Origin of the sequence: Actinobacillus porcinus, from assembly GCF_901764995.1 — a bacterium.
Lineage (GTDB): Bacteria > Pseudomonadota > Gammaproteobacteria > Enterobacterales > Pasteurellaceae > Exercitatus > Exercitatus porcinus.
In genome coordinates this window covers 148,882-172,919 of record NZ_CABFKI010000001.1, presented here as the reverse complement: position 1 = coordinate 172,919, position 24,038 = coordinate 148,882, and the positions used below count along the sequence as shown (strand labels likewise).

At 39.8% G+C, this 24,038-nt stretch carries 21 protein-coding genes and 2 tRNA genes; 11 read left to right on the top strand and 12 right to left on the bottom strand.

Annotation, left to right across the window (positions count from 1 at the left end):
• Window positions 1–2 precede the first annotated feature (2 nt).
• The 6 genes from pyrG (at window position 3) to eno (ending at window position 9,542) form a co-directional block, all read left to right on the top strand.
• Window positions 3–1,634 (top strand): glutamine hydrolyzing CTP synthase, encoded by a 1,632-nt coding sequence (gene pyrG / locus E7T07_RS00840; RefSeq protein ID WP_135709040.1) that lies wholly within the window; start codon window positions 3–5, stop codon window positions 1,632–1,634.
• Window positions 1,635–1,828: 194 nt separating this feature from the next.
• On the top strand, window positions 1,829–4,186 hold the full coding sequence (locus E7T07_RS00835) for a TonB-dependent hemoglobin/transferrin/lactoferrin family receptor (RefSeq protein WP_135709039.1): 2,358 nt from the start codon (window positions 1,829–1,831) through the stop codon (window positions 4,184–4,186).
• Between the two features lie 79 nt (window positions 4,187–4,265).
• Complete coding sequence (locus E7T07_RS00830) at window positions 4,266–6,035, top strand: ABC transporter ATP-binding protein/permease (protein ID WP_135709038.1); 1,770 nt, start codon at window positions 4,266–4,268, stop codon at window positions 6,033–6,035.
• The gene (locus tag E7T07_RS00825) at window positions 6,028–7,686 is read left to right on the top strand and encodes an ABC transporter ATP-binding protein (RefSeq protein WP_135709037.1); all 1,659 of its coding nucleotides are present in this window, start codon (window positions 6,028–6,030) and stop codon (window positions 7,684–7,686) included. Before E7T07_RS00830 ends, E7T07_RS00825 begins: the two co-directional genes overlap by 8 nt.
• A gap of 21 nt (window positions 7,687–7,707) precedes the next feature.
• Complete coding sequence (locus tag E7T07_RS00820; protein WP_135709036.1) at window positions 7,708–8,079, top strand: YbaN family protein; 372 nt, start codon at window positions 7,708–7,710, stop codon at window positions 8,077–8,079.
• Window positions 8,080–8,231: 152 nt separating this feature from the next.
• Window positions 8,232–9,542, top strand: coding sequence for a phosphopyruvate hydratase (eno, locus tag E7T07_RS00815; RefSeq protein ID WP_135709035.1), 1,311 nt, complete (start codon window positions 8,232–8,234; stop codon window positions 9,540–9,542).
• 86 nt (window positions 9,543–9,628) lie between these two features.
• On the opposite strand, the gene E7T07_RS00810 is transcribed toward eno, so the two are convergent.
• Entirely contained in the window at window positions 9,629–9,970 is a 342-nt protein-coding gene (locus E7T07_RS00810) for a helix-turn-helix domain-containing protein (RefSeq protein ID WP_005824557.1), read from the bottom strand.
• Between the two features lie 157 nt (window positions 9,971–10,127).
• On the opposite strand from E7T07_RS00810, the gene E7T07_RS00805 reads away from it, so the two are divergent.
• The 3 genes from E7T07_RS00805 to E7T07_RS00795 all read left to right on the top strand — a co-directional run bounded on the left by E7T07_RS00805 (window position 10,128) and on the right by E7T07_RS00795 (window position 12,573).
• Window positions 10,128–10,730: a transferrin-binding protein-like solute binding protein gene (locus tag E7T07_RS00805; RefSeq protein WP_135709034.1), complete on the top strand. Its 603-nt coding sequence runs from the start codon at window positions 10,128–10,130 to the stop codon at window positions 10,728–10,730.
• Between the two features lie 66 nt (window positions 10,731–10,796).
• Complete coding sequence (locus E7T07_RS00800; protein WP_135709033.1) at window positions 10,797–12,092, top strand: surface lipoprotein assembly modifier; 1,296 nt, start codon at window positions 10,797–10,799, stop codon at window positions 12,090–12,092.
• A gap of 73 nt (window positions 12,093–12,165) precedes the next feature.
• Window positions 12,166–12,573, top strand: coding sequence for a DUF2251 domain-containing protein (locus tag E7T07_RS00795; protein ID WP_135709032.1), 408 nt, complete (start codon window positions 12,166–12,168; stop codon window positions 12,571–12,573).
• 77 nt (window positions 12,574–12,650) lie between these two features.
• Here the strand turns inward: E7T07_RS00795 and fucO are convergent, their stop codons facing one another.
• From fucO to E7T07_RS00755, 8 genes are all read right to left on the bottom strand, one after another.
• Window positions 12,651–13,802, bottom strand: a complete 1,152-nt coding sequence (gene fucO / locus E7T07_RS00790) for a lactaldehyde reductase (RefSeq protein WP_135709031.1) — start codon at window positions 13,800–13,802, stop codon at window positions 12,651–12,653.
• A 70-nt stretch (window positions 13,803–13,872) separates the two neighbouring features.
• Entirely contained in the window at window positions 13,873–15,159 is a 1,287-nt protein-coding gene (gene fucP, locus E7T07_RS00785; protein ID WP_135709030.1) for an L-fucose:H+ symporter permease, read from the bottom strand.
• A gap of 45 nt (window positions 15,160–15,204) precedes the next feature.
• Window positions 15,205–15,855 carry an L-fuculose-phosphate aldolase gene (locus tag E7T07_RS00780; protein WP_135709029.1) on the bottom strand — a complete coding sequence of 217 codons (651 nt, stop codon included), beginning with the start codon at window positions 15,853–15,855 and terminating at the stop codon, window positions 15,205–15,207.
• Between the two features lie 10 nt (window positions 15,856–15,865).
• On the bottom strand, window positions 15,866–16,300 hold the full coding sequence (gene fucU / locus E7T07_RS00775) for an L-fucose mutarotase (RefSeq protein WP_135709028.1): 435 nt from the start codon (window positions 16,298–16,300) through the stop codon (window positions 15,866–15,868).
• A 13-nt stretch (window positions 16,301–16,313) separates the two neighbouring features.
• Window positions 16,314–17,771, bottom strand: a complete 1,458-nt coding sequence (gene fucK, locus E7T07_RS00770; RefSeq protein ID WP_135709027.1) for an L-fuculokinase — start codon at window positions 17,769–17,771, stop codon at window positions 16,314–16,316.
• An 87-nt stretch (window positions 17,772–17,858) separates the two neighbouring features.
• Complete coding sequence (gene fucI, locus E7T07_RS00765) at window positions 17,859–19,619, bottom strand: L-fucose isomerase (protein WP_135709026.1); 1,761 nt, start codon at window positions 19,617–19,619, stop codon at window positions 17,859–17,861.
• 221 nt (window positions 19,620–19,840) lie between these two features.
• Window positions 19,841–20,593, bottom strand: a complete 753-nt coding sequence (locus tag E7T07_RS00760) for a DeoR/GlpR family DNA-binding transcription regulator (RefSeq protein WP_135709025.1) — start codon at window positions 20,591–20,593, stop codon at window positions 19,841–19,843.
• A gap of 144 nt (window positions 20,594–20,737) precedes the next feature.
• Entirely contained in the window at window positions 20,738–21,805 is a 1,068-nt protein-coding gene (locus E7T07_RS00755) for an AI-2E family transporter (RefSeq protein ID WP_135709024.1), read from the bottom strand.
• A gap of 93 nt (window positions 21,806–21,898) precedes the next feature.
• Here E7T07_RS00755 and E7T07_RS00750 point away from each other — a divergent pair, with 93 nt between their 5' ends.
• Together E7T07_RS00750 and E7T07_RS00745 are read left to right on the top strand one after the other, a co-directional pair.
• Window positions 21,899–22,174: an alternative ribosome-rescue factor A gene (locus tag E7T07_RS00750; protein WP_135709023.1), complete on the top strand. Its 276-nt coding sequence runs from the start codon at window positions 21,899–21,901 to the stop codon at window positions 22,172–22,174.
• A gap of 8 nt (window positions 22,175–22,182) precedes the next feature.
• Window positions 22,183–22,476, top strand: a complete 294-nt coding sequence (locus E7T07_RS00745) for a DUF5377 domain-containing protein (RefSeq protein WP_135709022.1) — start codon at window positions 22,183–22,185, stop codon at window positions 22,474–22,476.
• A gap of 107 nt (window positions 22,477–22,583) precedes the next feature.
• Here E7T07_RS00745 and E7T07_RS00740 read toward each other — a convergent pair.
• The 3 genes from E7T07_RS00740 to mltC form a co-directional block, all read right to left on the bottom strand.
• A tRNA-Asn gene (locus tag E7T07_RS00740) sits at window positions 22,584–22,659 on the bottom strand.
• Window positions 22,660–22,663: 4 nt separating this feature from the next.
• Window positions 22,664–22,739: transfer RNA gene (locus tag E7T07_RS00735), tRNA-Phe, on the bottom strand.
• 214 nt (window positions 22,740–22,953) lie between these two features.
• On the bottom strand, window positions 22,954–24,030 hold the full coding sequence (mltC, locus tag E7T07_RS00730) for a membrane-bound lytic murein transglycosylase MltC (RefSeq protein ID WP_135709021.1): 1,077 nt from the start codon (window positions 24,028–24,030) through the stop codon (window positions 22,954–22,956).
• Window positions 24,031–24,038 lie beyond the last annotated feature (8 nt).

The following is a 24,038-nucleotide window of genomic DNA, read 5'->3' as shown; positions in this document are numbered from 1 at the left end:
TTATGGCTACCAATTATATTTTTGTTACAGGCGGTGTAGTTTCTTCTTTAGGGAAAGGTATTGCAGCGGCGTCACTGGCTGCGCTATTGGAAGCGCGCGGTTTGAATGTGACCATTATGAAACTCGACCCCTATATCAACGTTGACCCGGGCACAATGAGCCCTACGCAACACGGCGAAGTATTCGTGACCCAAGATGGCGCTGAAACGGACTTAGACTTAGGTCACTATGAGCGTTTTATTCGTACCAAAATGACCAAGCGCAACAACTTCACCACAGGCAAAATTTACTCGGAAGTATTACGTAAAGAACGCCGTGGCGATTATTTAGGCGCAACCATTCAAGTTATCCCACACATTACCAATGAAATCAAAGCGCGCGTAATTGACGGCGCAGCGGGACACGATGTGGCGATTATTGAAGTGGGCGGCACTGTGGGCGATATCGAGTCATTGCCATTCTTAGAAGCATTGCGTCAATTGGCGGTGCAAGTGGGTCGTGAAAAAACTATTTTCATGCACTTAACCTTAGTGCCATATATCCCAACCGCAGGCGAAGTGAAAACCAAACCGACACAGCATTCCGTGAAAGAATTGCTTTCAATCGGTATTCAACCGGATGTATTAGTTTGCCGTTCAGATCGCATGATCCCTGCTAATGAACGTTCAAAAATTGCGTTGTTCTGTAACGTACCGGAAAAAGCGGTAATTTCCCTTAAAGACGTGGACAGCATTTACCGCATCCCTGCGCTGTTACAATCACAAGGATTAGATGATTTCGTTTGCCAACGTTTCCACTTAAACGCGAAACCGGCGGATTTAAGTGAATGGGAACAAGTATTGTATCGTCAAGCAAACCCAACAGGCGATGTCACCATTGGTATGGTGGGCAAATATGTTGAATTGCCGGACGCGTACAAATCGGTAAACGAAGCCTTAAAACACGCAGGTTTAACCAACCGTTTGAACGTCAATATTAAATATATTGATTCACAAGATGTAGAAACCAAAGGAACAGAAATCTTAAAAGGTTTAGACGGGATTTTGGTTCCGGGCGGATTTGGCTATCGCGGTGTGGAAGGCAAAATTTTAACCGCACAATATGCTCGCGAAAACAATATCCCTTACTTAGGCATTTGCTTAGGCATGCAAATTGCCTTAATCGAATACGCACGCAATGTGGCAGGTTTAAAACAAGCGAACTCATCAGAGTTTGATAAAGATTGCCCTGAACCTGTAGTTGGTTTGATCACCGAATGGCAAGATGCTGATGGTAATGTAGAACAACGTAGCGAAGATTCTGACTTAGGCGGTACAATGCGTTTAGGCGCACAATTATGTCACTTAGTGGAAGGCTCTTTAGCGCGCGAAGTCTATGGTTCAGACACCATCGAAGAACGCCACCGCCACCGCTACGAAGTGAACAATAAATTACTACCGCAAATCGAAGCGGCAGGTTTACGCGTTTCTGGCTTAAGTGCGGATAAAAAATTAGTGGAAATTATCGAAATTCCAAACCACCCATGGTTTGTCGCTGCACAATTCCACCCGGAATTCACCTCAACCCCACGTGACGGACATCCGTTATTTGCAGGTTTTGTGAAAGCCGCAAAGGAAAATCAAGGTAAAAATTAATTTATCCTAAAATCAACGATAAAAAGGCTGTCAGTCGCGTGACTGGACGGCCTTTTTTGTTGTATCCCATTCATCAATCAAATTCATTTTGTGATCTCTCTCACAAATCCAGTTATTGATAATAATTATTATTTGCAATCCTATAGGTGGTTTTGTATATTTTCCCGAACATGACATTGATAGGGGAAAAACACATGAACATAAATTTTGCACAAAAACCATTTAAATATTCCGCCATCACATACGCATTACTCTGTTTTTCTCAGTTGGCTTGGGCTGAAAATGCGCAAGAAACCACCACAGAATTAGAGACTGTTGTTGTCAATGAAGAATTAAACAATGACAAAATAAAATCGGTCACCACAGTTCAAAAAAATAACACCAGTATCCAAAATGAAATGATTCGAGACACTAGAGATCTTGTTCGTTATACCACAGACGTTGGGATTTCCGATAATGGTCGATTTTTAAAGGGCTTTTCCATTCGTGGTGTGGAAGGAAATCGGGTGGGAATCAGTATTGATGGCGTCAATTTACCGGATAGTGAAGAAAACACTCTTTATGCCAGATATGGGAATTTCAATGCATCACGTTTAAGTATTGATACAGAATTAGTGCGAAATATCGATATTGTGCGCGGTGCTGACTCTTTTAATGCCGGAAGTGGCGCATTGGGCGGAACCGTTGATTATCGTACACTGGAAGCTATAGATTTGGTGAAATCAGGTAATCGCTTTGGAGGTATATTACGCGGGGGGTATACAAGTAAAAATAGCGAATGGGTAAGAACGGTAGGTTTGGGATATATTGGCGAAAAAACAGAAGCGATTGTACTATATTCTCAACGAACAGGGCATGAAATGAAAAGTAACGGAGATGGTCCAGAAACTCAATTTTCGAGTAGCCAACACCCCGATCCCTCATCTCATCGTTTTCATAGTTATTTAGCCAAACTAAATTATCAATTTAATGAATCCCATCAATTAGGTGTAAGCGTGAATGGGCAATGGGGTAATCGATATACTGATGAACGTAGCTATACGACTTTCGGCAGTCAATGGCGCGTTGCAGATGATGAAAATAAACGAATTAACGCCAATTTACATTATGTTTACACCCCTAAATCGGATTATTTAGCTCTTGCCCAAATAGATTTAGATTATCAAAAAACAGATTTAGCCGCGGTAAATTATAAAGGTGGCAGACATTGGCAAACGGATGAAAAGCAGCTCGATGAAATTTTTGATCGCAGAATGAAAACAGAATTTAAGCGAGCGACCTTAAAATTAGAAACGATGCCTTTTTTACTCACCGGCGGGGAACATACCCTTTCTCTTAAAACCTATATGAGCGATCGTGAATTCAAAAATATCAATCATGATACCAATCGATGGGGGTTGGATAGTTGGTACACGATTCAGCGTCCAGTTAAAACCACACAATATAGTATTGGCATAAAAGATGACATTGTGTGGCATCCTATATTTGAAAATGGTTGGCGACCTACTTTTTCTGCACATTTAGGGCTAAGTTATGATTATGCCAAACTAAAACCACAAGCATTAAATGCGGAATGTAGTCCTGCTTGTCTTGCTGAAGGCGAACCCGCTCAAAGCCATTTTGATAATTGGAACGGATTTATTGGGCTAGATGCGCAAGTGAATGACGTTTGGAAAATCGGTTATCAAGCAAGCACAGGCTATCGTATTCCAACTGCAACAGAAATGTATTTTAGTTTTAAAAATGTTTATGGTACGTGGAAATCCAATCCAAATTTGCAATCAGAGCGCAGTCAAACGCATACCATTTTTGTTAAAGCTGAAAATAATACAGGTTATTTCGATCTCAATTTATACCAAAGCCGTTATAAAGATTTTCTTTTTGAGCAAGAAAGTATTATTGAGCAAACCGAATATGGCCGTACATACCAAACACCTATGCAGCAAATGGTAAATATCGACAACGCACGAATTAATGGTATTGAAGTCAAAGGGCTGCTCAATCTAGCTCAGATATTGCCAACACCGCAAGGTCTTAAGCTATATGGTGCATTAGGTTATAGCAAAGGGAAATTATCTAATGCCGCTAGCTTACTCTCTATTCAACCAATAAAAGCCGTTATCGGTTTAGACTACGAAGATCCTAATGGAAAATGGGGGATTTTTAGCCGATTAACCTATTTAGGCGGTAAAAAAGCAAAAGATGCACAAACCTTTGAGAACAAAAAACGTTGTGCTTTATGGGTATTTGATCCTTGGTTTGGTCAAGATATTTGTATGAAAGATGAACTTTATCAAACTGTAGAAACCTATAAATACCTTAATAAATCTGCTTATGTCTTTGATTTATTTGGATTCTATAAACTGAACAACGATATTACCCTGCGTGCTGGGGTATATAATTTATTTAATAAAAAATACCATACTTGGGATGCATTACGTGGTATTAATGCTCATAGCTCAACCAATTCTGTCGATCGTGATGGGCTAGGTTTAGAGCGATATTATGCACCGGGTAGAAATTATAGTGCCTCAGTAGAAATACGTTTTTAATAAAAAATCAGCTTGTGACAAACTTGAGTGGGTCGTTGAATCACTCAAGTTTGTTTTATTAAATAGTCAGGATAATTTTATGATGATCGACAAACGACTAATCAACACCGTGGAAGACAGCAAAAAATGGATTGCGGTCAATGTGTTATGGAATTGGGTGGCGTTATTTGCCGGTATAGTAAGTGCGGTGGTATTTGCTTGGGTTTTGCAACAAGCCTTTGAACGGGAACTAACCCTGATAAGTGCGGTGATTTTTTTATTGATTTTATTGACCGCACTTGTCTTGCGTGCTTGGGCAGGGAAAATGGCGGTTAATGCCTCTTATCGAGCCAGTACCAAGGTTAAGCATCAATTGCGAACCCTGATTTACCAAAAATTATCAGCCATGCCGTTAAATCAAATTCAACAGCAATCCACTTCATCGATTATTCAGGTGGCATCAGAAGGCGTGGAGCAATTGGAAATTTATTTCGGTCGCTATTTGCCCCAACTTTTTTACAGCTTGCTCGCGCCGCTAACCTTGTTTGCTTTTCTAGTATTTTTCAACGCCCCAACCGCATTAATTTTATTGGTGTGCGTGCCGTTAATTCCGCTTTCTATTATTGCCGTCAACAAAATTGCGAAAAAATTATTGCATAAATATTGGTCGATTTATGTGGGGTTAGGGAGCAGTTTCTTAGATAATTTACAAGGCTTAGTCACGTTAAAAATCTATCAAGACGATGCTTACAAAGCCAAACAAATGGATATTGAGGCAGAAAATTTCCGTTCAATTACGATGAAAGTGCTGACGATGCAGCTTAATTCTGTGTCTATTATGGATTTGTTAGCTTATGGCGGTGCGGCAGTCGGTATTTTAACCGCACTTTTACAATATCAAGCCGGTCATTTAAGTATTTGTGCTGTGATTTTATTTATTTTGTTGTCCTCTGAATTCTTTATTCCTTTACGATTATTGGGATCTTTCTTTCATGTTGCGATGAATGGCAAAGCGGCCTCCGATAAGATTTTTACCCTATTGGATACGCCGATTGAACAGCCCCAAAGTGTGGTGGGTTTTGTGGCAGAAAATCCCATTCAAGTGGATATTCAGAACCTGCATTTTGCTTATAGCCCGGAAAAAGCCGCAATCAAGGGATTAAATTTGAAAATTGAACCTCGCCGGCTGACGGTTTTTGTGGGAAAAAGCGGCTGTGGAAAATCTACCTTAGTTTCTTTGCTGATGGGCTTTTATTCACCGCAACAAGGAAACATTCTATTTAATCAACAAAATCAAAGAGAAATTGACCGCACTTCCTTTTATCGTCATGTGTCATTGGTAAGCCATAGTAGTTATATTTTCAAAGGCACCTTGCGCGAGAATATGCAAATGGCCAATCCCAATGCAACGGACAACGAAATTTATGCTTGTTTAGCGCAAGTGAATTTGGCTAATTTTGTGCGTGAAAATGGGGGATTGGAGATGAATTTACTTAGTCGTGGCAGCAATTTGTCCGGCGGTCAAATTCAACGTTTAGCCTTAGCACGAGCCTTATTGCATAATGCGGCGTTATACATTTTTGATGAGGCGACCAGTAATATTGATGTAGAAAGTGAAGAGATTATTTTGCAACTGATCCAACGCTTAAAACAGGAAAAAACCATTGTGATGATTTCTCATCGCTTAGCCAATGCGGTACAGGCTGATTGTATTTATGTGTTGCAACAAGGGCAATTGGCAGAACAAGGCACCCATGCCGAACTGATGGCAAAACAGGATATTTATTGCCACATGTTTAATCAGCAGAAACAGTTAGAAAATATTAGAAATCACAATGAAACTGCGGCGATTGGAGGGGAATATGCGTAAAAATGGTTTTGTTATTATGTGGCAACTATTTAAGTTAGTCACCCCATTGGCACATATAATGAGCTTTACCATTATCATGGGCGTACTCGGTTTTCTTGCGGCAATTTTCATTATGGTATTAGGGGCAATGGGATTAATGAGCCTCTTGGACTTCCCGATTCATCTCACTTTGCCACAAATTTTGACCGCACTTATTGTGCTAGCCGTCGCACGCGGCATATTGCGTTATTTAGAACAAATGTCGGGGCATTATATCGCCTTCAAACTATTGGCATTGTTACGAGATAAGGTCTTTACCGCCTTAAGAAAATTGGCGTTTGTGAAATTACAGGATAAGCAAGCAGGGCAATTATTATCTTTAGTCACCAATGACATTGAATTATTAGAAGTATTTTATGCGCATACCATTGCCCCGATTGTCATCGCTTTTCTTACATCGGGGATTTTGTTGATTGTATTCGGACATATTTCCCCTTGGTTAATGTTAATCGCATTTTTTGCCTATTTGACTATCGGTGTTGCATTACCGATTTTCACCACCAAACTTGCACGGGAAGAGGGCAGAAAATACCGTGAATTAGTCGGAGAAATGAATGATTATTTCTTAGATAGCGTCCGAGGCATGAAAGAAATCCAATTATTCAATCACGAAAAAATTCGTTTAGCACAAATTCATTTACGCAGCCAAGCTATCGATCAGGCATTTTTACGGATAAAACAACAAGAAGGCCAAATTCGTGTTTATACCGAATGGGCAGTTTCAATATTTAACATATTGATTTTATTTATAGGATTGGGGCTTTATGCTTATCATCAAATCACCTTTGCCGGTTTGCTTATCGCTGTGATTTTGTTGATGTCCAGTTATGGGCCCGTGATTGCATTAAGTAATTTATCTAATAATTTATTGCAAACTCTCGCCAGCGGTGAACGTGTTTTAGCCTTGTTAGAGGAAGAGCCGACCTTAAAAGACGTAGAAAATGGTGAGGATTTGACAGATATTGAACAAATTGAAGTCAAAAATGTGAGTTTTGCTTATGCTAATGAACAAATCTTATCCCATTTGACCCTAAGTCTGAAAAAAGGAGAAATCTTGGGAATTTATGGGCGGAGCGGTAGCGGAAAAAGCACATTATTAAAATTACTGATGCGTTTTTATGATCCGCAAGCGGGTCATATTGAACTCAACGGACAGGATTTACGGCAAATTAATACGCAAAGTTTGCGTAACAATATGGCTTATATTACGCAGCAAACCTATATTTTTAACGAAAGTATTTACGAAAATATACGAATGGCAAGACGTGAAGCCAGTGATGAAGAAGTCATTGCGGCAAGTAAAAAAGCAGCGATTCATGAGTTTATTATGAGTTTACCCCAAGGCTATGACACCAAAGTTGCTGAATTGGGTAGCAGCTTATCGGATGGGGAAAAACAACGTATTGGCATTGCTCGAGCGTTTCTACATAACGCCCCTATTATTTTATTAGATGAGCCTACCAGTAATTTAGACAGCCTGAATGAATCTATCGTATTGCAATCGTTGTTAAAGGTGAAAAGCGATAAATTAATTATTCTCGTCAGCCACCGAGCCTCCACCATGGCAATTTGTGATCAGGTAGTTAAAATTGAGAATGGAAGAATGTCGTAGGTACGGTTAAGGAAATACAATATGAAAATTATCTATGTTTTACTGGGATTTTTCTTTCTAGGACTTGGCGTTGTAGGCATTATTTTGCCGATGATGCCAGGAACCCCTTTTCTATTTCTATCCTTGCTCTTTTTCACGAAAGGTTCAACGCGATTACATCATTGGTTTATTCATACCAAAATCTATAATCAACATTTAAAACCAATAAAAGAAAAACGAAGTCTGCCGGCGAAAAGCAAATGTAATATTTTATGTTTAGTCACAATAATGCTTGGCATTGCATGCTATTACACGACAAGTTATCACGCCAAAATCGCTATTTTAGTCATACTTGCCATAAAATACTGGGTTTTCTTGTTTTATTTGAAAACAGAAAAAGCTGAAGTGAAATAGAGACAGGATATAGCTTAAAGAAACCTTATTTTCATCAAGATTTAGACTAAAATCAAAAAAAAGTCATTTTTTACAAGACAAACGCGCCAAATAGCTTTACTATATCGCACGTTTAAAAACCTATTTTAGATTAACCATAGAAGGAAAATAAAATGGCAAAAATCGTTAAAGTAATTGGTCGTGAAATCATCGACTCTCGTGGTAACCCAACTGTTGAAGCTGAAGTTCATTTAGAAGGTGGCTTCGTAGGTTTAGCAGCAGCTCCATCTGGTGCATCAACAGGTTCTCGTGAAGCGTTAGAATTACGTGATGGCGACAAATCTCGTTTCTTAGGTAAAGGCGTATTAAAAGCAGTTTCAGCAGTAAATAACGAAATTGCAAACGCACTTGTTGGTAAAGAAGGTACTGCACAAGCTGAAATCGACCAAATCATGATCGATTTAGACGGTACAGAAAACAAATCTAAATTCGGTGCAAACGCAATCTTAGCGGTATCTTTAGCAACAGCTAAAGCAGCAGCAGCATCTAAAGGTTTACCATTATATGCTTACATCGCAGAATTAAACGGTACTCCGGGCGTATATTCTATGCCATTACCAATGATGAACATCATCAACGGTGGTGAGCACGCAGACAACAACGTTGATATCCAAGAATTCATGATTCAACCGGTTGGCGCTAAAACATTAAAAGAAGCATTACGTATCGGTGCTGAAGTATTCCACAATCTTGCTAAAGTATTAAAAGCGAAAGGCTTAAATACTGCTGTGGGTGATGAAGGTGGTTTCGCACCAAATCTTGCATCTAACGCAGACGCTTTAGCATGTATCAAAGAAGCAGTAGAAAAAGCTGGTTATGTTTTAGGTAAAGATGTCACTTTAGCAATGGACTGTGCGTCTTCTGAGTTCTACAACAAAGACAACGGTTTATATGAAATGAAAGGTGAAGGTAAATCATTCACTTCTCAAGAATTTACTCACTACTTAGAAGGCTTATGCAAAGAGTACCCAATCGTGTCTATCGAAGATGGTCAAGATGAGTCTGACTGGGAAGGTTTTGCATACCAAACTAAAGTACTTGGCGACAAAGTACAATTAGTAGGTGATGACTTATTCGTAACCAATACCAAAATCTTAAAAGAAGGTATCGAAAAAGGTATCGCAAACTCAATCTTAATCAAATTCAACCAAATCGGTTCATTAACTGAAACTTTAGCAGCAATCAAAATGGCTAAAGATGCAGGTTACACAGCGGTTATCTCACACCGTTCTGGTGAAACTGAAGATGCAACAATTGCTGATTTAGCAGTTGGTACAGCAGCAGGTCAAATCAAAACGGGTTCAATGAGCCGTTCAGACCGCGTTGCGAAATACAACCAATTAATCCGTATCGAAGAAGCATTAGCAGCTGCAGGTACACCAGCACCATTTAACGGTTTAAAAGAAGTTAAAGGTCAAGCGTAATCTGCTTCCTAAAGCACGATAAAATTGCACCGCACTTTTGAAAAGTGCGGTGTTTTTTTACACCTAATTTTTTGATTTTCTGAATATTATTTTAATGTTTCAAGAAAAGTGATAAATGCCTCTTTTTGAATAGAAGATAGACTATCCCATTTTTGGTTTATTTCTATCTCTTTTAATTCCTTCTCTGTAAAGTTGGCCGGAATACAATCTTGGAAAAACCAATTAATCGGTGTTTTAAAGAAAATAGCTATATCAATCAAGTGATTAACATTGATTTTACTTGCCCCTCTCTCATAGCGTGAAAGTTGTTGCTGAGATAAATTAATACATTCTGACAACTTTTCCGCTGAATAGCCAAATTCCTTTCTCTTTTGTTGAATACGCTGCCCAATTAGTTTATCTGTCATTTCTGCAGGAAGTTGTGCCATTTTAATCCTTTTATCTATTCATACTCATCTATTCACATTTTGAGCATTTTTCCACTTGAAAACAGAGTTATAAATGAGTAAAATTGCCTTTGTTTACTTATTTATTAACTAAGAATCAGAAGATTCTGATTATTTCTACTTATCAAAGGATGTGCTTATGAGAAAATTACTTCTTTCTGCAATTTTGGCTGGATTATTAACCGCTTGTAGTGGCGGCGGTGGCGGTAGCGGTACAGCAACAACACTGGATAATTCTAACGTTGATTTAACCAACAGCCCGAAAGGGGATGTTGGTGCTAAAACTACTGATGGAGAACTGTATGGTCAAAACAGCAATGACTCTTTCTATGGTATTTGGTTAAACGATAGCAAAACCTTAAAAGAAGTTCGTTATCAAGGAACAGCAGCAACAAATTTACCTTCTGGTAGCGCAACTTACTTAGGCGATGCTTATTGGGTAAGTGGTGCAACAGGGCAGCCATCCAAAGGTGGTAAAACTACATTAAATGTAGATTTTGATCAGAAAACGGTAGATGGAAAAGTTGAATTTAGCCTATTAACCGATGGTCGTGCACAAGATATTACCTTGCACAAAACCCAATTAAACGGTACCACTTTCAGCGGCAAAGCAACCACTCTATTACAGGAAGGCACTTATGAAGGTGGCTTGTTCGGTAATGGAGCAAAAGAAGCAGCAGGTATTGCAACTTTCAGTGGCGATAACAGCTACGATACTTCATTCGGTGGTATTCGTTACTAATTCTTTGAGCAGTTAAACCTAGTTCGCATTTGCGTGCTAGGTTTGAATATAACTTTTACCATTCTTATGCGTTCTTTCTTTTTACTCGCCTTATGTTGTTCTAATATTGTTTTTGCTTCCGTAACAACACTTGAAGAGCAATTAAAACAAGCTATTTACCAAAATAATAGCGGTCAAATTCAATCTTTACTTTACCAATATCAACAGCAGCCTCAGCAAGATTTGACATTAAAGTCTTATGCAGAAGCTAAGCTAGCCGCTTTACAGCATAACTATGACGTTGCTATTCGTATTTACCGAAAAATATTGAGCGAACGACCTGAACTCAATTCAATTCGAATGGAATTGGCAAAAGTACTCTTTGCCGATCGACAAGATAGCGCAGCAAGAGTGCAGTTTGATAAAGTGAAAAGTGTCAAAAATCTACCATCTTCGGCATACCAACTTATTGAACGTTATATTGATGCTCTCAATTCAAGAAATAGTTGGCAATTTGATGCGAGCATTTCCTATCTTAAAACGGATAATGTCGAAAATGTTTCATCATCTTCAGTCATTGAAAATACGGGATTTGTAAAAGGTGCGGGAATGTTGCCGCAAAAAGCACAGGGGGTTGCCTATAATTTGGGCATTAATCGTGATTTTAATCTAATAGGTTCACATTATCTCGGCGTGAGTAATGAAACCTACGGCAAAACCTATTGGGATAACCACCAATATGACGATCTTTTTAGTCGCACTTTTATCGGTTATGCTTACAAAAAGAATGATACGACTTTGCGATTACAACCCTTTTATGAAAAACGCTGGTATGGAGGCAATTCATTTCATTGGTCAAATGGCGCAGAAATCAGTTACAGTTTTTGGCTTTCACAAAATTGGCAAAGCCAAACCGCACTTGAATATGAAAAACGCCGTTTTTTCAAAGATAACCCGCAGGCTGGGAATATTCGAACAGCTTCAACAACGTTGATTTGGTATCGAAACCCCGAACAAATTTTTTATCTCGGAGCAGCTTTTTCTCAGCAACGCTTACAAGAGCGACAATACAGCTCTGATATTCAGAATTTACGTTTAGGTTGGTTGCAAGAATACGCTTTTGGGATTTCAACAAAATTAAATCTCTCTTTTACCCATCGCCAATTTAAAGATCAAGCGATACTGGGTGGTATCTTGCCACTCGGCAAAATTCGTCAAGATCATATTTATTCAGTTTTTGCACAAGTGTGGAAACGAGATTGGCATTTATGGGGCATTACACCTAAATTAAATTTGGAATGGCGGAAACAGAAAAGCAATTTGGATACGCTTTATTCCTACAAAATGCATAACGTTACACTCGCTTTTGAAAAGACTTTTTAACGTCCACAGATAGCCCAAGCATTCCTCGACTAGAATATGTTAAAATATCGCAAAATTTAAAAGAGGAAACCTTATGTTACATTTAGTTTTAGAAGATAAACATTTGCTTGGTCAAGCGAAACGCCAAGGGGCGCATTCTACGGTTCACGAGCATTTTGTGGTGATGTTTGAAGATGATGGCGAAACAGGTTATTTTTACGCGTTAGATCTACGCAACCAAGAAAGCCCTGTTGTTGATAGCTTATTTGTTTACAGCAGCAATGACATCGAAAACAAACACGAAGCGCGCCAATTACAAATTTGTTGGAGCGAAGATGGCAATCAAGCTTTCCTGCTGATTAACGGCTATCCTCACGCATCCTTTGATTTTACACGCTTAGTGGGTTACAACCACAGTAAATTCCCAACACCGGAATTTGGTAGTATGTGGTCAAGAGAAGAAATCAACGAAGATTTAGTTAAGAAGTGGTTGAATTTATAAGAACAAGGGCTTGATACGCAATCAAGCCCTTACTTTATTGGTTGCATAATGCTTGAATATGACTTACATAATAACAGTTAAAATGCGATTTTATATACATCCAGAATTTCTTCAGCAGTACAATCTCTAGGGTTTCCACCAGTGCACACATCATTAAAAGCATCCACAGATAACGCCGGAAGATCCGCTTCTTGGACACCAATCGCAGAAAGTTTTTCCGGAATACCCACATCTTTGGCAAGCTGTTTTACCGCATTCACCGCCGCATTGCGATATTCTTCCGGTGACATTTGATCAACCCCCTGAACGCCCATAGCTCGTGCGATTTCACGATATTTTTCACCGGTAAAATCTTTATTAAAATCCATCACATAAGGCAATAACACCGCATTCGCAATACCATGTGGCGTATCGTAATAGGCGGAAAGCGGATGAGCCATACTATGCACAACACCAAGCCCGACATTAGAAAATCCCATGCCTGCAATATATTGCCCCAATGCCATACCTGCACGTCCTTCCGGCGTATTTTCTACTGCCCCACGTAGGCTACGAGAAATCATTTCGATCGCTTTCAAATGTAATGCATCCGTTAACTCCCAAGCACCTTTTGTGATATAGCCTTCGATAGCATGGGTCAAAGCATCCATTCCCGTTGCTGCCGTTAATCCTTTTGGCATCGATGACATCATATCGGGATCAACAATAGCGACAACAGGAATATCATTCACATCCACACAAACAAATTTACGTTTTTTGGCTTCATCGGTAATCACATAATTAATGGTCACTTCTGCTGCAGTACCTGCCGTTGTCGTCACCGCAATAATAGGCACACATTTATTTTTAGTTGGCGCCACACCTTCAAGAGAAAGTACATCGGAAAATTCGGGGTTATTAATAATAATCCCAATGGCTTTCGCACTATCAATTGGTGAACCACCACCAATGGCGATTAAATAGTCTGCGCCAACTTGTTTAAAGGTTTCCACACCTTGTTTAATAATATCCACACTAGGATTCGCTTTAACTTCATCAAAAAGCACATAATCCAAATTAGCTTGTTCCAAAAGTGTGGTAACTTTTTCCGCTACTTTAAATTTCACTAAATCCTTGTCAGTGACGACAAGTGCTTTTTTAAACCCACGACGTTGCGCCTCGGTAACCACATTCTGCACGGCACCAGAACCGTGGTAACTGGTTTCATTAAGGATCATTCGATTTGCCATAATATATTCTCCTTACTTCATATAATGAACAAATAAAAAGTGCCGCCAAACGACCGCACTTTTAAGATAATTATTTCAACACTTTCCAGCATCTGAATCCATAGATAGCGATAACAATGAAACAGATGAGTGGAAGAACAAATGAGAAGTTCACTGCCGGCATGCCTGCCACAACACCTTGGTCAATAATCATACCTTGCAATGGTGGCATTAATGCACCGCCCACGATCGCCATAACTAAACCAGCCGCACCTAAAGCAGATTCTTCTCGCTGTCCATCCAAGGCAATACCATAAATCGTTGGAAACATCAGTGACATAAATACGGATGTTAATACTAAGCAGTAGAGTCCTACGATCCCATCAATGAACATAACGCCCAATATACTGAAAAATCCCCCAACAGCAAACAAGAATAACATCACTTCTGCTTTTAAAAACTTCATCACAGCTGTGCTAATAAAACGGCTACAAATAAATAATGCCATCGCAACAATATTCCAGTTTTGTGCTTCTGCTTTGGTAAGACCAATGCGTTCAGCATACTGAATAATAAATGTCCAACACATAATTTGTACACCGACATAGAATACTTGTGCAACTACACCTTCGCGATATTTTTCATTAACAATTAAGCGTTTAAATGCCTCTTTAGGTGAAATATGTGCAGATTCATCCGCTTTCGTTGTCGGCATTTTATAAAGTGCAATAATGATAAACACCGCCAATACAATTAATCCAATGACCACATAAGGGTTTCGAATCATCGCCAAGTCGTGGGTTTTCACCACTGCTTTCTCAGCCGCTGACAAGGTATTAAAAATAAGATTACCTGCCGCATCACGTTTTTCTGAATCAAGGTTAGTTAAGACAATTTGTGATGCTACAAACATTCCCGTAATCGATCCTAATGGGTTAAAGGATTGCGCAAAATTCAATCTACGCGTGGCGGTACTTGGATCACCCATAGACAAAATATAAGGATTTGCAGTTGTTTCAAGAAACGCAAGGCCAAAAGTAAGAATATAAAGCGACCATAGGAAGAACGAAAATTGCTCAAACATTGCAGCAGGAATAAATAAGAATGCCCCTACCGCATACAACGCCAAACCTAATAAAACACCCGCTTTATAACTATAACGACTAGCAAATAATGCCGCAGGAATCGCCATTGTTCCGTAGCCACCATAGAAAGCAAATTGCACTAATGCCGCTTCAGAGGCTGGAATTTCCATGACCGTTTGGAACACCGCCACCATCGGATTAGTAATATCATTCGCAAATCCCCACAACGCAAACAACGATGTAATTAAAATAAAGGGGACGATAAATTTTTTCTCAAGCACTTTAGCACTCATAGAATATTCCTTCTAAACGTTTAACCTGTCATTTGCAACACATTCTCATTTTTCTTCGACCCAAGACCCGTAAGACTTGAATTTCTCTAACACAAAACGCATTTCATCTTGGGATAACACCGGAATCGGCTTACCTGTAGCTAATAATTTCAAATACCATTCTGAAATCACTTCCACTTCATGCGCGATATGCAACGCTTTGTCTAAGGTTTTATCGGTTGTAATTAAGCCGTGGTGAGCCAATAGAATAGCTTTACTTTGCTTGATACCATCACGCACATAATCTGCTAATTGATGGGTACCAAAGGTGGCATAAGGGACACATGGAATATGATCGGTTCCCGTACAAGCAATCATATAATGAATAGCTGGAATTGCTTCGCCAAGAATCGAAACCGCGGCACAATTACGTGAATGATTATGTACAACAGCGTCCATTTCGGGACGAGCTTCATACACAGCTAAATGAAATTGCCATTCACTGGACGGCAATTTGCCATCTTCGTGTTGCCCGTTTTTATCAACATAAACAATAGAATCTTCGGTCATTTCTTCATAAGGTGTCCCCGTTGGTGTAATAAGCATACCGTCTTGATAACGCACGCTCACATTTCCTGCAGTTCCTTGATTTAAACCGAGCTTAGTCATTTCTAAACAAGTAGAAATAATTTGACGAGAGAGTTCTTTACGATTCATAGTAGATTCCTTATTTCACAGGTGTCACACCTTTTTTAATAATAATATTGCCGTATTTCGCCAATTCGCCTGTAATCACCACGGCATAAGCCGTTTTAGCGCGATCATAAAAAGCGAAACGTTCAATACGTTGTAAATTTGGTACATTTCCCACCGCACTTTTAATGGCGGCAAGATAGCGTTCTTCTACGGTAGGATCCAAGCTGTCGCCTTCTACGGCTTGCATCATAATCAGTGGCGCGTCCACATAAGCGTCATATTCAAACAATGGACTAATCCCTTCCAACAAAGTGGCAACACCAATTCCGTCTGCGCGAATGACGCGATGATGAAGTTGATGTGCAGGGAAATGAGCGTCCGATAAGACAAGTTCATCGCCATGTCCCATTTCGGCGAGCACTTTTAATAATTCAGGCGAAATCGCCGGATGAATACCTTTTAACATTTTTCGCTCCTTGTTAATTTTGTTGTAAAAGTGCGGTGTAAATTGCGGTATTTTCTGATGGCATTATGCGTTTTTTAGCCGCTTGCATGGCTTGCTGTGCTTGTTCTGCATTGGCATACACGCCAACGCCTGCAAACACGAACATCGCGGCACCTAACACCGTACTTTCTGCCACATCGACCACATCAATCGGCAAGCCTAAAACATCCGCGCGAATTTGATTCCATAACCGATTTTTTGAACCGCCACCGACACAAATTAGGCTTTTCGCTTTGAAATGACTAACTTGCTCAAGCACATCCAATCCTTGTTTTAATTGGTAAGCCATATATTCCAATGCGGCACGGTAAATTTGCCCCCGTTGGCTGTGCATAGAAAGCCCGACAATTTGCCCTACTCCGCAATGGTGATCAGAATTAAACACGCCTTGTAAGGAAATACCGCCTGCGCCTGCCGGCTGTGCTTCACCTTCCGCAATCATGGTGGAATAATAACGATCCGTTCCTGCCACATCGGCAAACAACAATTTACCGATCCATTCCATAATGCCTGACCCCACCCATTGCACCGCCGGATTATAGGTTTTTGCTTGTGCGTCAAATTCGGTGGTTAAACCTTGTGGCACAAATTCAAAATGTGGTTCTGCTTGTTGTGTGCGAGCCATCAGAATTTCCCATGTACCCGAACTTAACACCGGTTGATTTAACGCCGCGCCTGAACCAAAAACGGCAAATTGGGTATCATGGCCACAGGAAATTACGGGAATAGGATTTAACCCAAATAGTTCACAAAGTGCGGTCTGTAAAACACCAATTTTTTCGCCCGCGCTTTTCATTGGTGGAAAATGAGAATGGGTTAATCCTAATTTAGAAAGCACCTCCACATCCCAATCATTGGCTTGCAAATGGGTCATCATCGATGTCCCCGCCATGGTGCGATCCGTGGTCAATTCCCCTGTTAAACGGTAAGTGAGCATGGAAGAAATAAATACCCATTTATCCATTTGCGCAAAAATCTCCGGCTGATTTTCTTTGAGCCAAATAAGTTTAAATAAGGTATTGAAACTGTATTGCCCAATGCCATTGCGTTCATATAAGGCTTTTACATCAAAATAATGGTCGAGCTTTTGCATAACTGGCAATGTACGCGGGCATTTCCACGAAATAATGGGATAAAGCTGATTGCCCTGTTGATCAAAAGGCGCACCGTCCACACCAAAGGTGGTCACTCCGATACCCACAATATTGGCAAGATCAATCTCTTTTGCTTTTAAGGCGCTTAAGGTTTGTTCCGCACACAAGGTGAGTTTTGACCAAATTTCATCAAAATCCCAAATATGGTAATCCGGGCTTTCTGTACCTGTTTGCGTATTATTCGCAAGGTGATGTGCTGCGATAATTTCGCCTTTCTCATTCATGGCAATGGTGCGTAAATTGGTGGCACCACAATCAAAAATTAGGGCTAATTTCATATTAGACTCCTTGAAAGTGCGGTCAAAAATGGATGATTTTTTTGATTTATAGGTGGGCAGCTTCGCCCACCGTCTTATGTTGTTAAGTTATTTATAAAGTGGCCCAAAATTCTCGCAAGCACGGTAATCTTGACCTTCTTTATCTTGACCAAAACCACTCCATGCACTTGGGCGGAATACTTGTTGATCATCCACATTGTGCATACAAACCGGAATCCGCAACATAGACGCTAAGGTAATGAGATCTGCACCAATATGACCATAAGTCGCCACACAGTGATTTGCGCCCCAGTTCGCCATCACAGAATACACATCGGTAAAGGCGCCTTTGCCTGTTAAACGTGGTACAAACCAAGTGCAAGGCCAGGTTTCATTCGTCCGTTTCATTAAGGTTTCATGGACGTCTTCAGGTAATTCAATGGACCACCCTTCTGCAATTTGTAAAACAGGGCCTAAACCTTTGATGATATTTAAACGGTGCATCGTAAACGGCATACCGCCTTTGGTGACAAATTGAGAAGAATAGCCACCACCACGGAAATATTCATGTACCGCAGGACACCATTTGGTATTTTCTAAACAACGTTCGCCATCTTCCGGTGTCACATCCCATGCCGGTTTGATGGTTGGTTTACCATCCGCATAATGATGCTGACCGCTACCGTCTAATGCGGCGGATCCTGAGTTGATTAAATGGATGAACCCGCTTTCAGGACGGAATCCGGTGACGCGTTCAACAGAATCTTGGCTCCAATAAGTACGCACATCCGCAAAGACTTGCGCTTGTCCGGTGAGTTGATGACCTAATAGCATACATACGCCGTTGAGTGAGTCATTTTCGGTGGCGAGAATATAAGGCGGACGTACACCATTCCAGTCATAAGTTGAGTTAAGCATGGCTTCCATAAAATCGCCATTTGGTAAATGATCTGTCCAATGACGTTGACCTTGGAAACCCGCCGCAATGGCATTATGACCTAATGCTTCTTCCCCAAAACCTAACTCGGCAAGACGTGGATTACCCACCATTAAATCCCGGGCAATCATGGTCATTTTCACCACATTTGCCCAAAGTTCTTCACGTTCTGCCGGTGTACGTTGATGTTCCGGTGTATTCACATCAACGCCTTCAGGGCAATGTGCTTTCACCCAGTCAAAGGCTAATTTGAATTCTTCTTCATCATAAATATGGCGATCCAAACGGCGTTTAATTTCCGTCATATCCACATATTCATTACGCATGCCAAGATAGTCTTGGAAGAACGGTTGATTTACAATAGATCCCGCAATCCCCATGGAAACCGAACCGATAGAAAGATAAGATTTACCGCGAATGGTTGCTACCGTGAGTGCGGCACGGGCAAAGCGCAATAATTTTTCTTGTACATCCGCAGGAATACTTGTGTCGTCTGCTTCTTGCACTTCTGTACCATAAATAGAGAATGCAGGTAAACCAAGTTGTGAATGGCCTGCCAATGCTGCCGCTAAATAAACGGCGCCTGGGCGTTCGGTACCGTTAAATCCCCAAATGGCTTTCGGCATATGGGGATCCATATCGATGGTTTCAGAACCATAGCACCAACAAGGCGTCACTGTAATGACCGCCCCCACATTGGCTAATTTAAATTTTTCAGCACAGGCAGCCGCTTCTGCGACACCACCGATACAAGTATCAGCAATCACACATTCCACAAAAGAGCCATCTGTATGACGAATATGCGTTTGTAATAATTCTGCAACAGACTTCGCCATATTCATGGTTTGCTCTTCTAAAGATTCACGAACTCCCATACGGCGACCATCAATGGTTGGGCGGATACCAATTCTAATCGGAGTTGATTTAATCATAGACTTATTCCTTCTTAATGATTGATTACTCAGCTAACAAGATTGTTAGTACTCTGTACTGCTTGAGAATATTGTTAACCGTCAACAAAGAAAGAACCTAATATTTTTTCAATTTTGCATGATTTTTGTGACAAAGATCACATATTTCGGTCAAAAACACACATATGAAATGCCCGATTTGTTCAAGAAATAAAACAAATCGGGCATTTAGTACAATCTCATTATGCTGTTAAAACTAAAATATCGTATTCATGACAATACTTTTCTAACTCATAAGGAAGGGGTTTATCTGTTGAAATCACATCCATTTGTGAAAGCTCCCCTAATAAAATCAAATTTTTCTTTTCAAATTTAGAACTATCCGCAATCAGAATTTTCTGCCCTGAAGCATCCAGCATTTTTCGTTTTAAAGAGGCATTTACTTCATTACTCTCCCAAATTTTGCCTTGGCTATCTATGCCGGTACAAGAAAAAATCCCAATATCAATATGCAAACGTTCTAATAATTTTTCAGATAATGGCCCATAAAAAGCATCATATTTACTGGAATAGACACCACCAGTTGCAATGGTTCTAATATTAGGTTTATTCACTAATGCCGTGATGTTGTGCATAGAATTCGTGACAACGGTACAAGGAATATCGGGTATTTGTTGCGCGAAATGCCAGCTGGTTGAACTGGCATCTAAACCAATTACAGAGCCTTCAAAAACATAATCTATGGCGTTTAACGTAATCATACGTTTGATCTCTGCATTGGTTCGTTGGCGAGTTTGAAAAGAGCGTCCAATATCTCGTGCTTTTACACCCGCTGCGCCGCCATGGGTACGATAAATCAACCCACGTTGTGCCAACGAATTCAAATCTCGGCGAATAGTTTCCACTGAAACAGAAAAGTCTGCGGCTAATGCCGCTACCGAAACATTGCCCAGTGTATTAATTCGTTGCAAAATCATTTCTTCACGTTTTTGCATAAAAACCTCACGTCAATTCGGTCAAAACGGTCATCTCATTATACTCTCCATATCAATCAACTTGCCAAATAATTCTCTTACAAATGCTCATAAAAAAAGTGCGGTTAATTTCAACCGCACTTCAAAAATCAGCCTAAAATAAAACTAAACTGTTCTATTTTCCATACTATCAGGCCACGCATTCACCACCGCTTTCACTAACGTTGCCAAAGGAATAGCAAAAAATACGCCCCAGAAGCCCCATAATCCGCCAAAAATCAGGACGGCAACAATGATAGTTAAGGGGTGTAAGTTAACCGCTTCGGAAAATAAGAAGGGAACGAGTAAGTTACCGTCCAGCAATTGGGACACCACATAGGCAATGAGCAAATACCAAAATGTGGAATGATCACCAAATTGAGCAAGAGCAAGGGCAACAACAGGAATGGTAACGAGCACCGCGCCTACGTAAGGAATCAGGACGGATAGCCCTACTGCCACCGCTAATAAGAGCGCATAATTCAAGCCAAAGAATAAGAAAATGATATACGTCACTACGGTCACAATCGCGATTTCAAGCAATTTACCACGAATATAATTTGCAATTTGTTGTTGCATTTCTTCCCAAACATTAAACGCTAACATGCGATTTTTAGGTAAAAAACGCACTAATGAACCGATTAATAACTCTTTATCTTTCAACATAAAAAACATCATTAACGGAACTAAAAAAGCATAAATCCCGATAGAAACTAAATTTATAATCGAACTTAAGGAAAATTTCACCGCACTTTCCCCAAATAGTAAGATTTTTTCGCGAGTTGAACTAAAAATACTTTCCACCATTTGATAATCCACTAATTCGGGATAACTTTCAGGCAAGGTTGCCATCCAAGCATGAAAACGGTTAAACATATTAGGTAAGTCGCTAAGTAATTTTATCGTTTGATTAACTAAACTCGGCATCAAACCCAATACAATCGTCAACACTAATGCAATAAAACCACCAAGCATGAAGGTGATGGCAAGCATTCGTGGTACTTTGAGTTTTTGGTTTAAAAACTTAATAGGCATTTCAAGCAAATAAGCAAGAACAATGGCAATGAGCAATGGTGCAATCAAATCACTGAAAAAATAAATAGAAAAAAATCCAAATAACAAAATTGCCGCAAGACTCATCGCTTGAGGATCACTAAATCGACGTTTATACCAACTTTTAAATAAATCAATCATCTTAATTTTCTCTCAATCAAAATTTTTATTGATTATAAGTTAAAATTCCAGGGAATTACATATATAATGAGCCCCGTTTATTTGGAGGAAACTATGGCAAAACAAAAAAACATATGCCTTGAACATTCCTATATTCAAGGTAACATCTCTTATCAACATACTCGTGGTGAAATTAGAGATAATGCTATTCAAGCATTATTGCATGATCGATTATTTCGTCATCGCGTTGAGAAAAAATTAAAAGGAAAAGGAAGTTATCAGCGTAAAGCTAAGCATAGCCATCGTTATTATGAAAAGCCCGATCATAAAATATCTGTTTTGAGAGATTTTATAATCGGGTTTTTAACAGTGAATACAACAATACATTAGAGGTAATTATGTCAGTAAAAACAGAACTTTTATATAGTAATAACTGGAATGTGCGCATTAGTGACCCAGGTGAAGAAGGGGCAACCAGCCACTTTTTTGAAACTATTTACATCACTCTGGAAGCGCATATTCATGGCGACAATGTGCAATATGAATTTACGCGTAAAGTGGAAAACGAAGTGAAAATTCACCGCACTTTTACTGATTTAAATGAACTCTTTATTTTCTTGGCGGATTATTTAGATCCTGTTTCATTAGGCAATTTAGGCGTCAAGATTGGGCAACTAGGGTTGGCAAAATAAATATAAGTATGACTAAAAGGATGTTTATGCATCCTTTTTTAATTTCATAGGTGTAATAGACAAAAAAGCAAAACCCTGATAACTTTCGTTATCAGGGCTTCTTAATATGGCTCCTCCTGCGGGACTCGAACCTGCGACATATGGATTAACAGTCCACCGTTCTACCGACTGAACTAAGGAGGAAGAGTGGTGCCTCGAGGCGGAATCGAACCACCGACACGGGGATTTTCAATCCCCTGCTCTACCGACTGAGCTATCGAGGCGTTACGCTATCGCGTTAACACGTGGCGTATTATAAGGATTTCGACTTGCGGGTCAACTGTTATTTTCAAAAAAATTCAATTTTTTAATTGTTTGCTTGTTTAATATTCAGAATGAATACAAAACACTCAAAGAACGTATCGTTTTTCATTCTCTACGCCAATTTAAGCGACAAAAAATCCTTATGATTTTCACCATAAGGATTTTTACTAGGAATTACTGCGCTCTACGATAACCACGTTGAGCTTTATCTACCTTCACCAAATAATTACGCGCTTGCGCTGATGGGTGGCTTGTCGTTAAGATGCGATAAACTTGCTCTGGTTGCATTCTGTTAATGATCTCAACCGCTTCATCTAAATCATTACTAAATACACGCAATACCGCACCTGCACCACTGTTATAAGCAGAAATCATGGCATAACGCATAGATGTTGGATTTTCAATACCGGCCAAATATTCATTTTTCAACAGCCACAAATAAGAGACGCCTGCGTCAATATTTTTCTCCGGATCAAATAAATATGATTTATTTGGCTGACCACTGCGACCTTTCATTTTAAACACATCACGACCTGCGGTATGCGGTACAACTTGCATCAATCCCATGGCATTAGCATAGCTAATCGCATAAGGGTTAAAACTCGATTCGGTTTGCATAATACCTAAAATCAAACTTTCATCAATACCATATTGACGCGAGGATTTACGCACATAAGGCAAATATTTACGCGCACGGACATTGACATGGTTTGCAATCATTTGAATTGCCACAAACTGCACAGTACGCCCATTAGACAAACGGCGTTGCTGTAATTTATTTTGAATCAAATAGGTTGCAAAATTATTGGCAATATTCACATCTGTAATGGACTGACCGAAATTATTTACCACTTGCCCAACTAAGAAAGGACGGCTACTAATCGGTGTATCACCTGAAGCAAATAAGTCAATGCCTTTGGCATCAGAACCCATCAACAAAGTGTGCACAATAGCACTATGCAAACGATTCGCATCAGCTAAGGTTTCGATGATAATTCGACCATCATCAAAGCTGATATGGCTACGCGTATAATAACTGTCCGTATATTTCACATAGTCTTGGCGACTCGCCACAAGCAGTTCATTAACCCCCCAAATTTGGTCAATATTTTGCGAAAACTGCCCCGTTAATATATCTAAACCATGGGTATCTTTTGAAAAGACATCATCCAGTTCGGTATTGCTTGAAGAACAAGCATACAAAAATGGCACAATCGCTAAAACCAATAATTTTCTTAAAGTAAGCTTCATTATTTTTA

What these genes read in the sequence shown, in the direction of transcription:
- E7T07_RS00800 (WP_135709033.1), top strand. Translation starts at nt 10,797, where the DNA reads ATGCGTTCTTTCTTTTTACTCGCCTTATGTTGTTCTAATATTGTTTTT.
- E7T07_RS00825 (WP_135709037.1), top strand. Translation starts at nt 6,028, where the DNA reads ATGCGTAAAAATGGTTTTGTTATTATGTGGCAACTATTTAAGTTAGTC.
- E7T07_RS00810 (WP_005824557.1), bottom strand. Translation starts at nt 9,970, where the DNA reads ATGGCACAACTTCCTGCAGAAATGACAGATAAACTAATTGGGCAGCGT.
- eno (WP_135709035.1), top strand. Translation starts at nt 8,232, where the DNA reads ATGGCAAAAATCGTTAAAGTAATTGGTCGTGAAATCATCGACTCTCGT.
- E7T07_RS00780 (WP_135709029.1), bottom strand. Translation starts at nt 15,855, where the DNA reads ATGAATCGTAAAGAACTCTCTCGTCAAATTATTTCTACTTGTTTAGAA.
- E7T07_RS00820 (WP_135709036.1), top strand. Translation starts at nt 7,708, where the DNA reads ATGAAAATTATCTATGTTTTACTGGGATTTTTCTTTCTAGGACTTGGC.
- fucO (WP_135709031.1), bottom strand. Translation starts at nt 13,802, where the DNA reads ATGGCAAATCGAATGATCCTTAATGAAACCAGTTACCACGGTTCTGGT.
- E7T07_RS00795 (WP_135709032.1), top strand. Translation starts at nt 12,166, where the DNA reads ATGTTACATTTAGTTTTAGAAGATAAACATTTGCTTGGTCAAGCGAAA.
- E7T07_RS00750 (WP_135709023.1), top strand. Translation starts at nt 21,899, where the DNA reads ATGGCAAAACAAAAAAACATATGCCTTGAACATTCCTATATTCAAGGT.
- E7T07_RS00760 (WP_135709025.1), bottom strand. Translation starts at nt 20,593, where the DNA reads ATGCAAAAACGTGAAGAAATGATTTTGCAACGAATTAATACACTGGGC.
- fucK (WP_135709027.1), bottom strand. Translation starts at nt 17,771, where the DNA reads ATGAAATTAGCCCTAATTTTTGATTGTGGTGCCACCAATTTACGCACC.
- fucP (WP_135709030.1), bottom strand. Translation starts at nt 15,159, where the DNA reads ATGAGTGCTAAAGTGCTTGAGAAAAAATTTATCGTCCCCTTTATTTTA.
- E7T07_RS00830 (WP_135709038.1), top strand. Translation starts at nt 4,266, where the DNA reads ATGATGATCGACAAACGACTAATCAACACCGTGGAAGACAGCAAAAAA.
- mltC (WP_135709021.1), bottom strand. Translation starts at nt 24,030, where the DNA reads ATGAAGCTTACTTTAAGAAAATTATTGGTTTTAGCGATTGTGCCATTT.
- E7T07_RS00805 (WP_135709034.1), top strand. Translation starts at nt 10,128, where the DNA reads ATGAGAAAATTACTTCTTTCTGCAATTTTGGCTGGATTATTAACCGCT.
- fucI (WP_135709026.1), bottom strand. Translation starts at nt 19,619, where the DNA reads ATGATTAAATCAACTCCGATTAGAATTGGTATCCGCCCAACCATTGAT.
- fucU (WP_135709028.1), bottom strand. Translation starts at nt 16,300, where the DNA reads ATGTTAAAAGGTATTCATCCGGCGATTTCGCCTGAATTATTAAAAGTG.
- E7T07_RS00755 (WP_135709024.1), bottom strand. Translation starts at nt 21,805, where the DNA reads ATGATTGATTTATTTAAAAGTTGGTATAAACGTCGATTTAGTGATCCT.
- E7T07_RS00835 (WP_135709039.1), top strand. Translation starts at nt 1,829, where the DNA reads ATGAACATAAATTTTGCACAAAAACCATTTAAATATTCCGCCATCACA.
- E7T07_RS00745 (WP_135709022.1), top strand. Translation starts at nt 22,183, where the DNA reads ATGTCAGTAAAAACAGAACTTTTATATAGTAATAACTGGAATGTGCGC.
- pyrG (WP_135709040.1), top strand. Translation starts at nt 3, where the DNA reads ATGGCTACCAATTATATTTTTGTTACAGGCGGTGTAGTTTCTTCTTTA.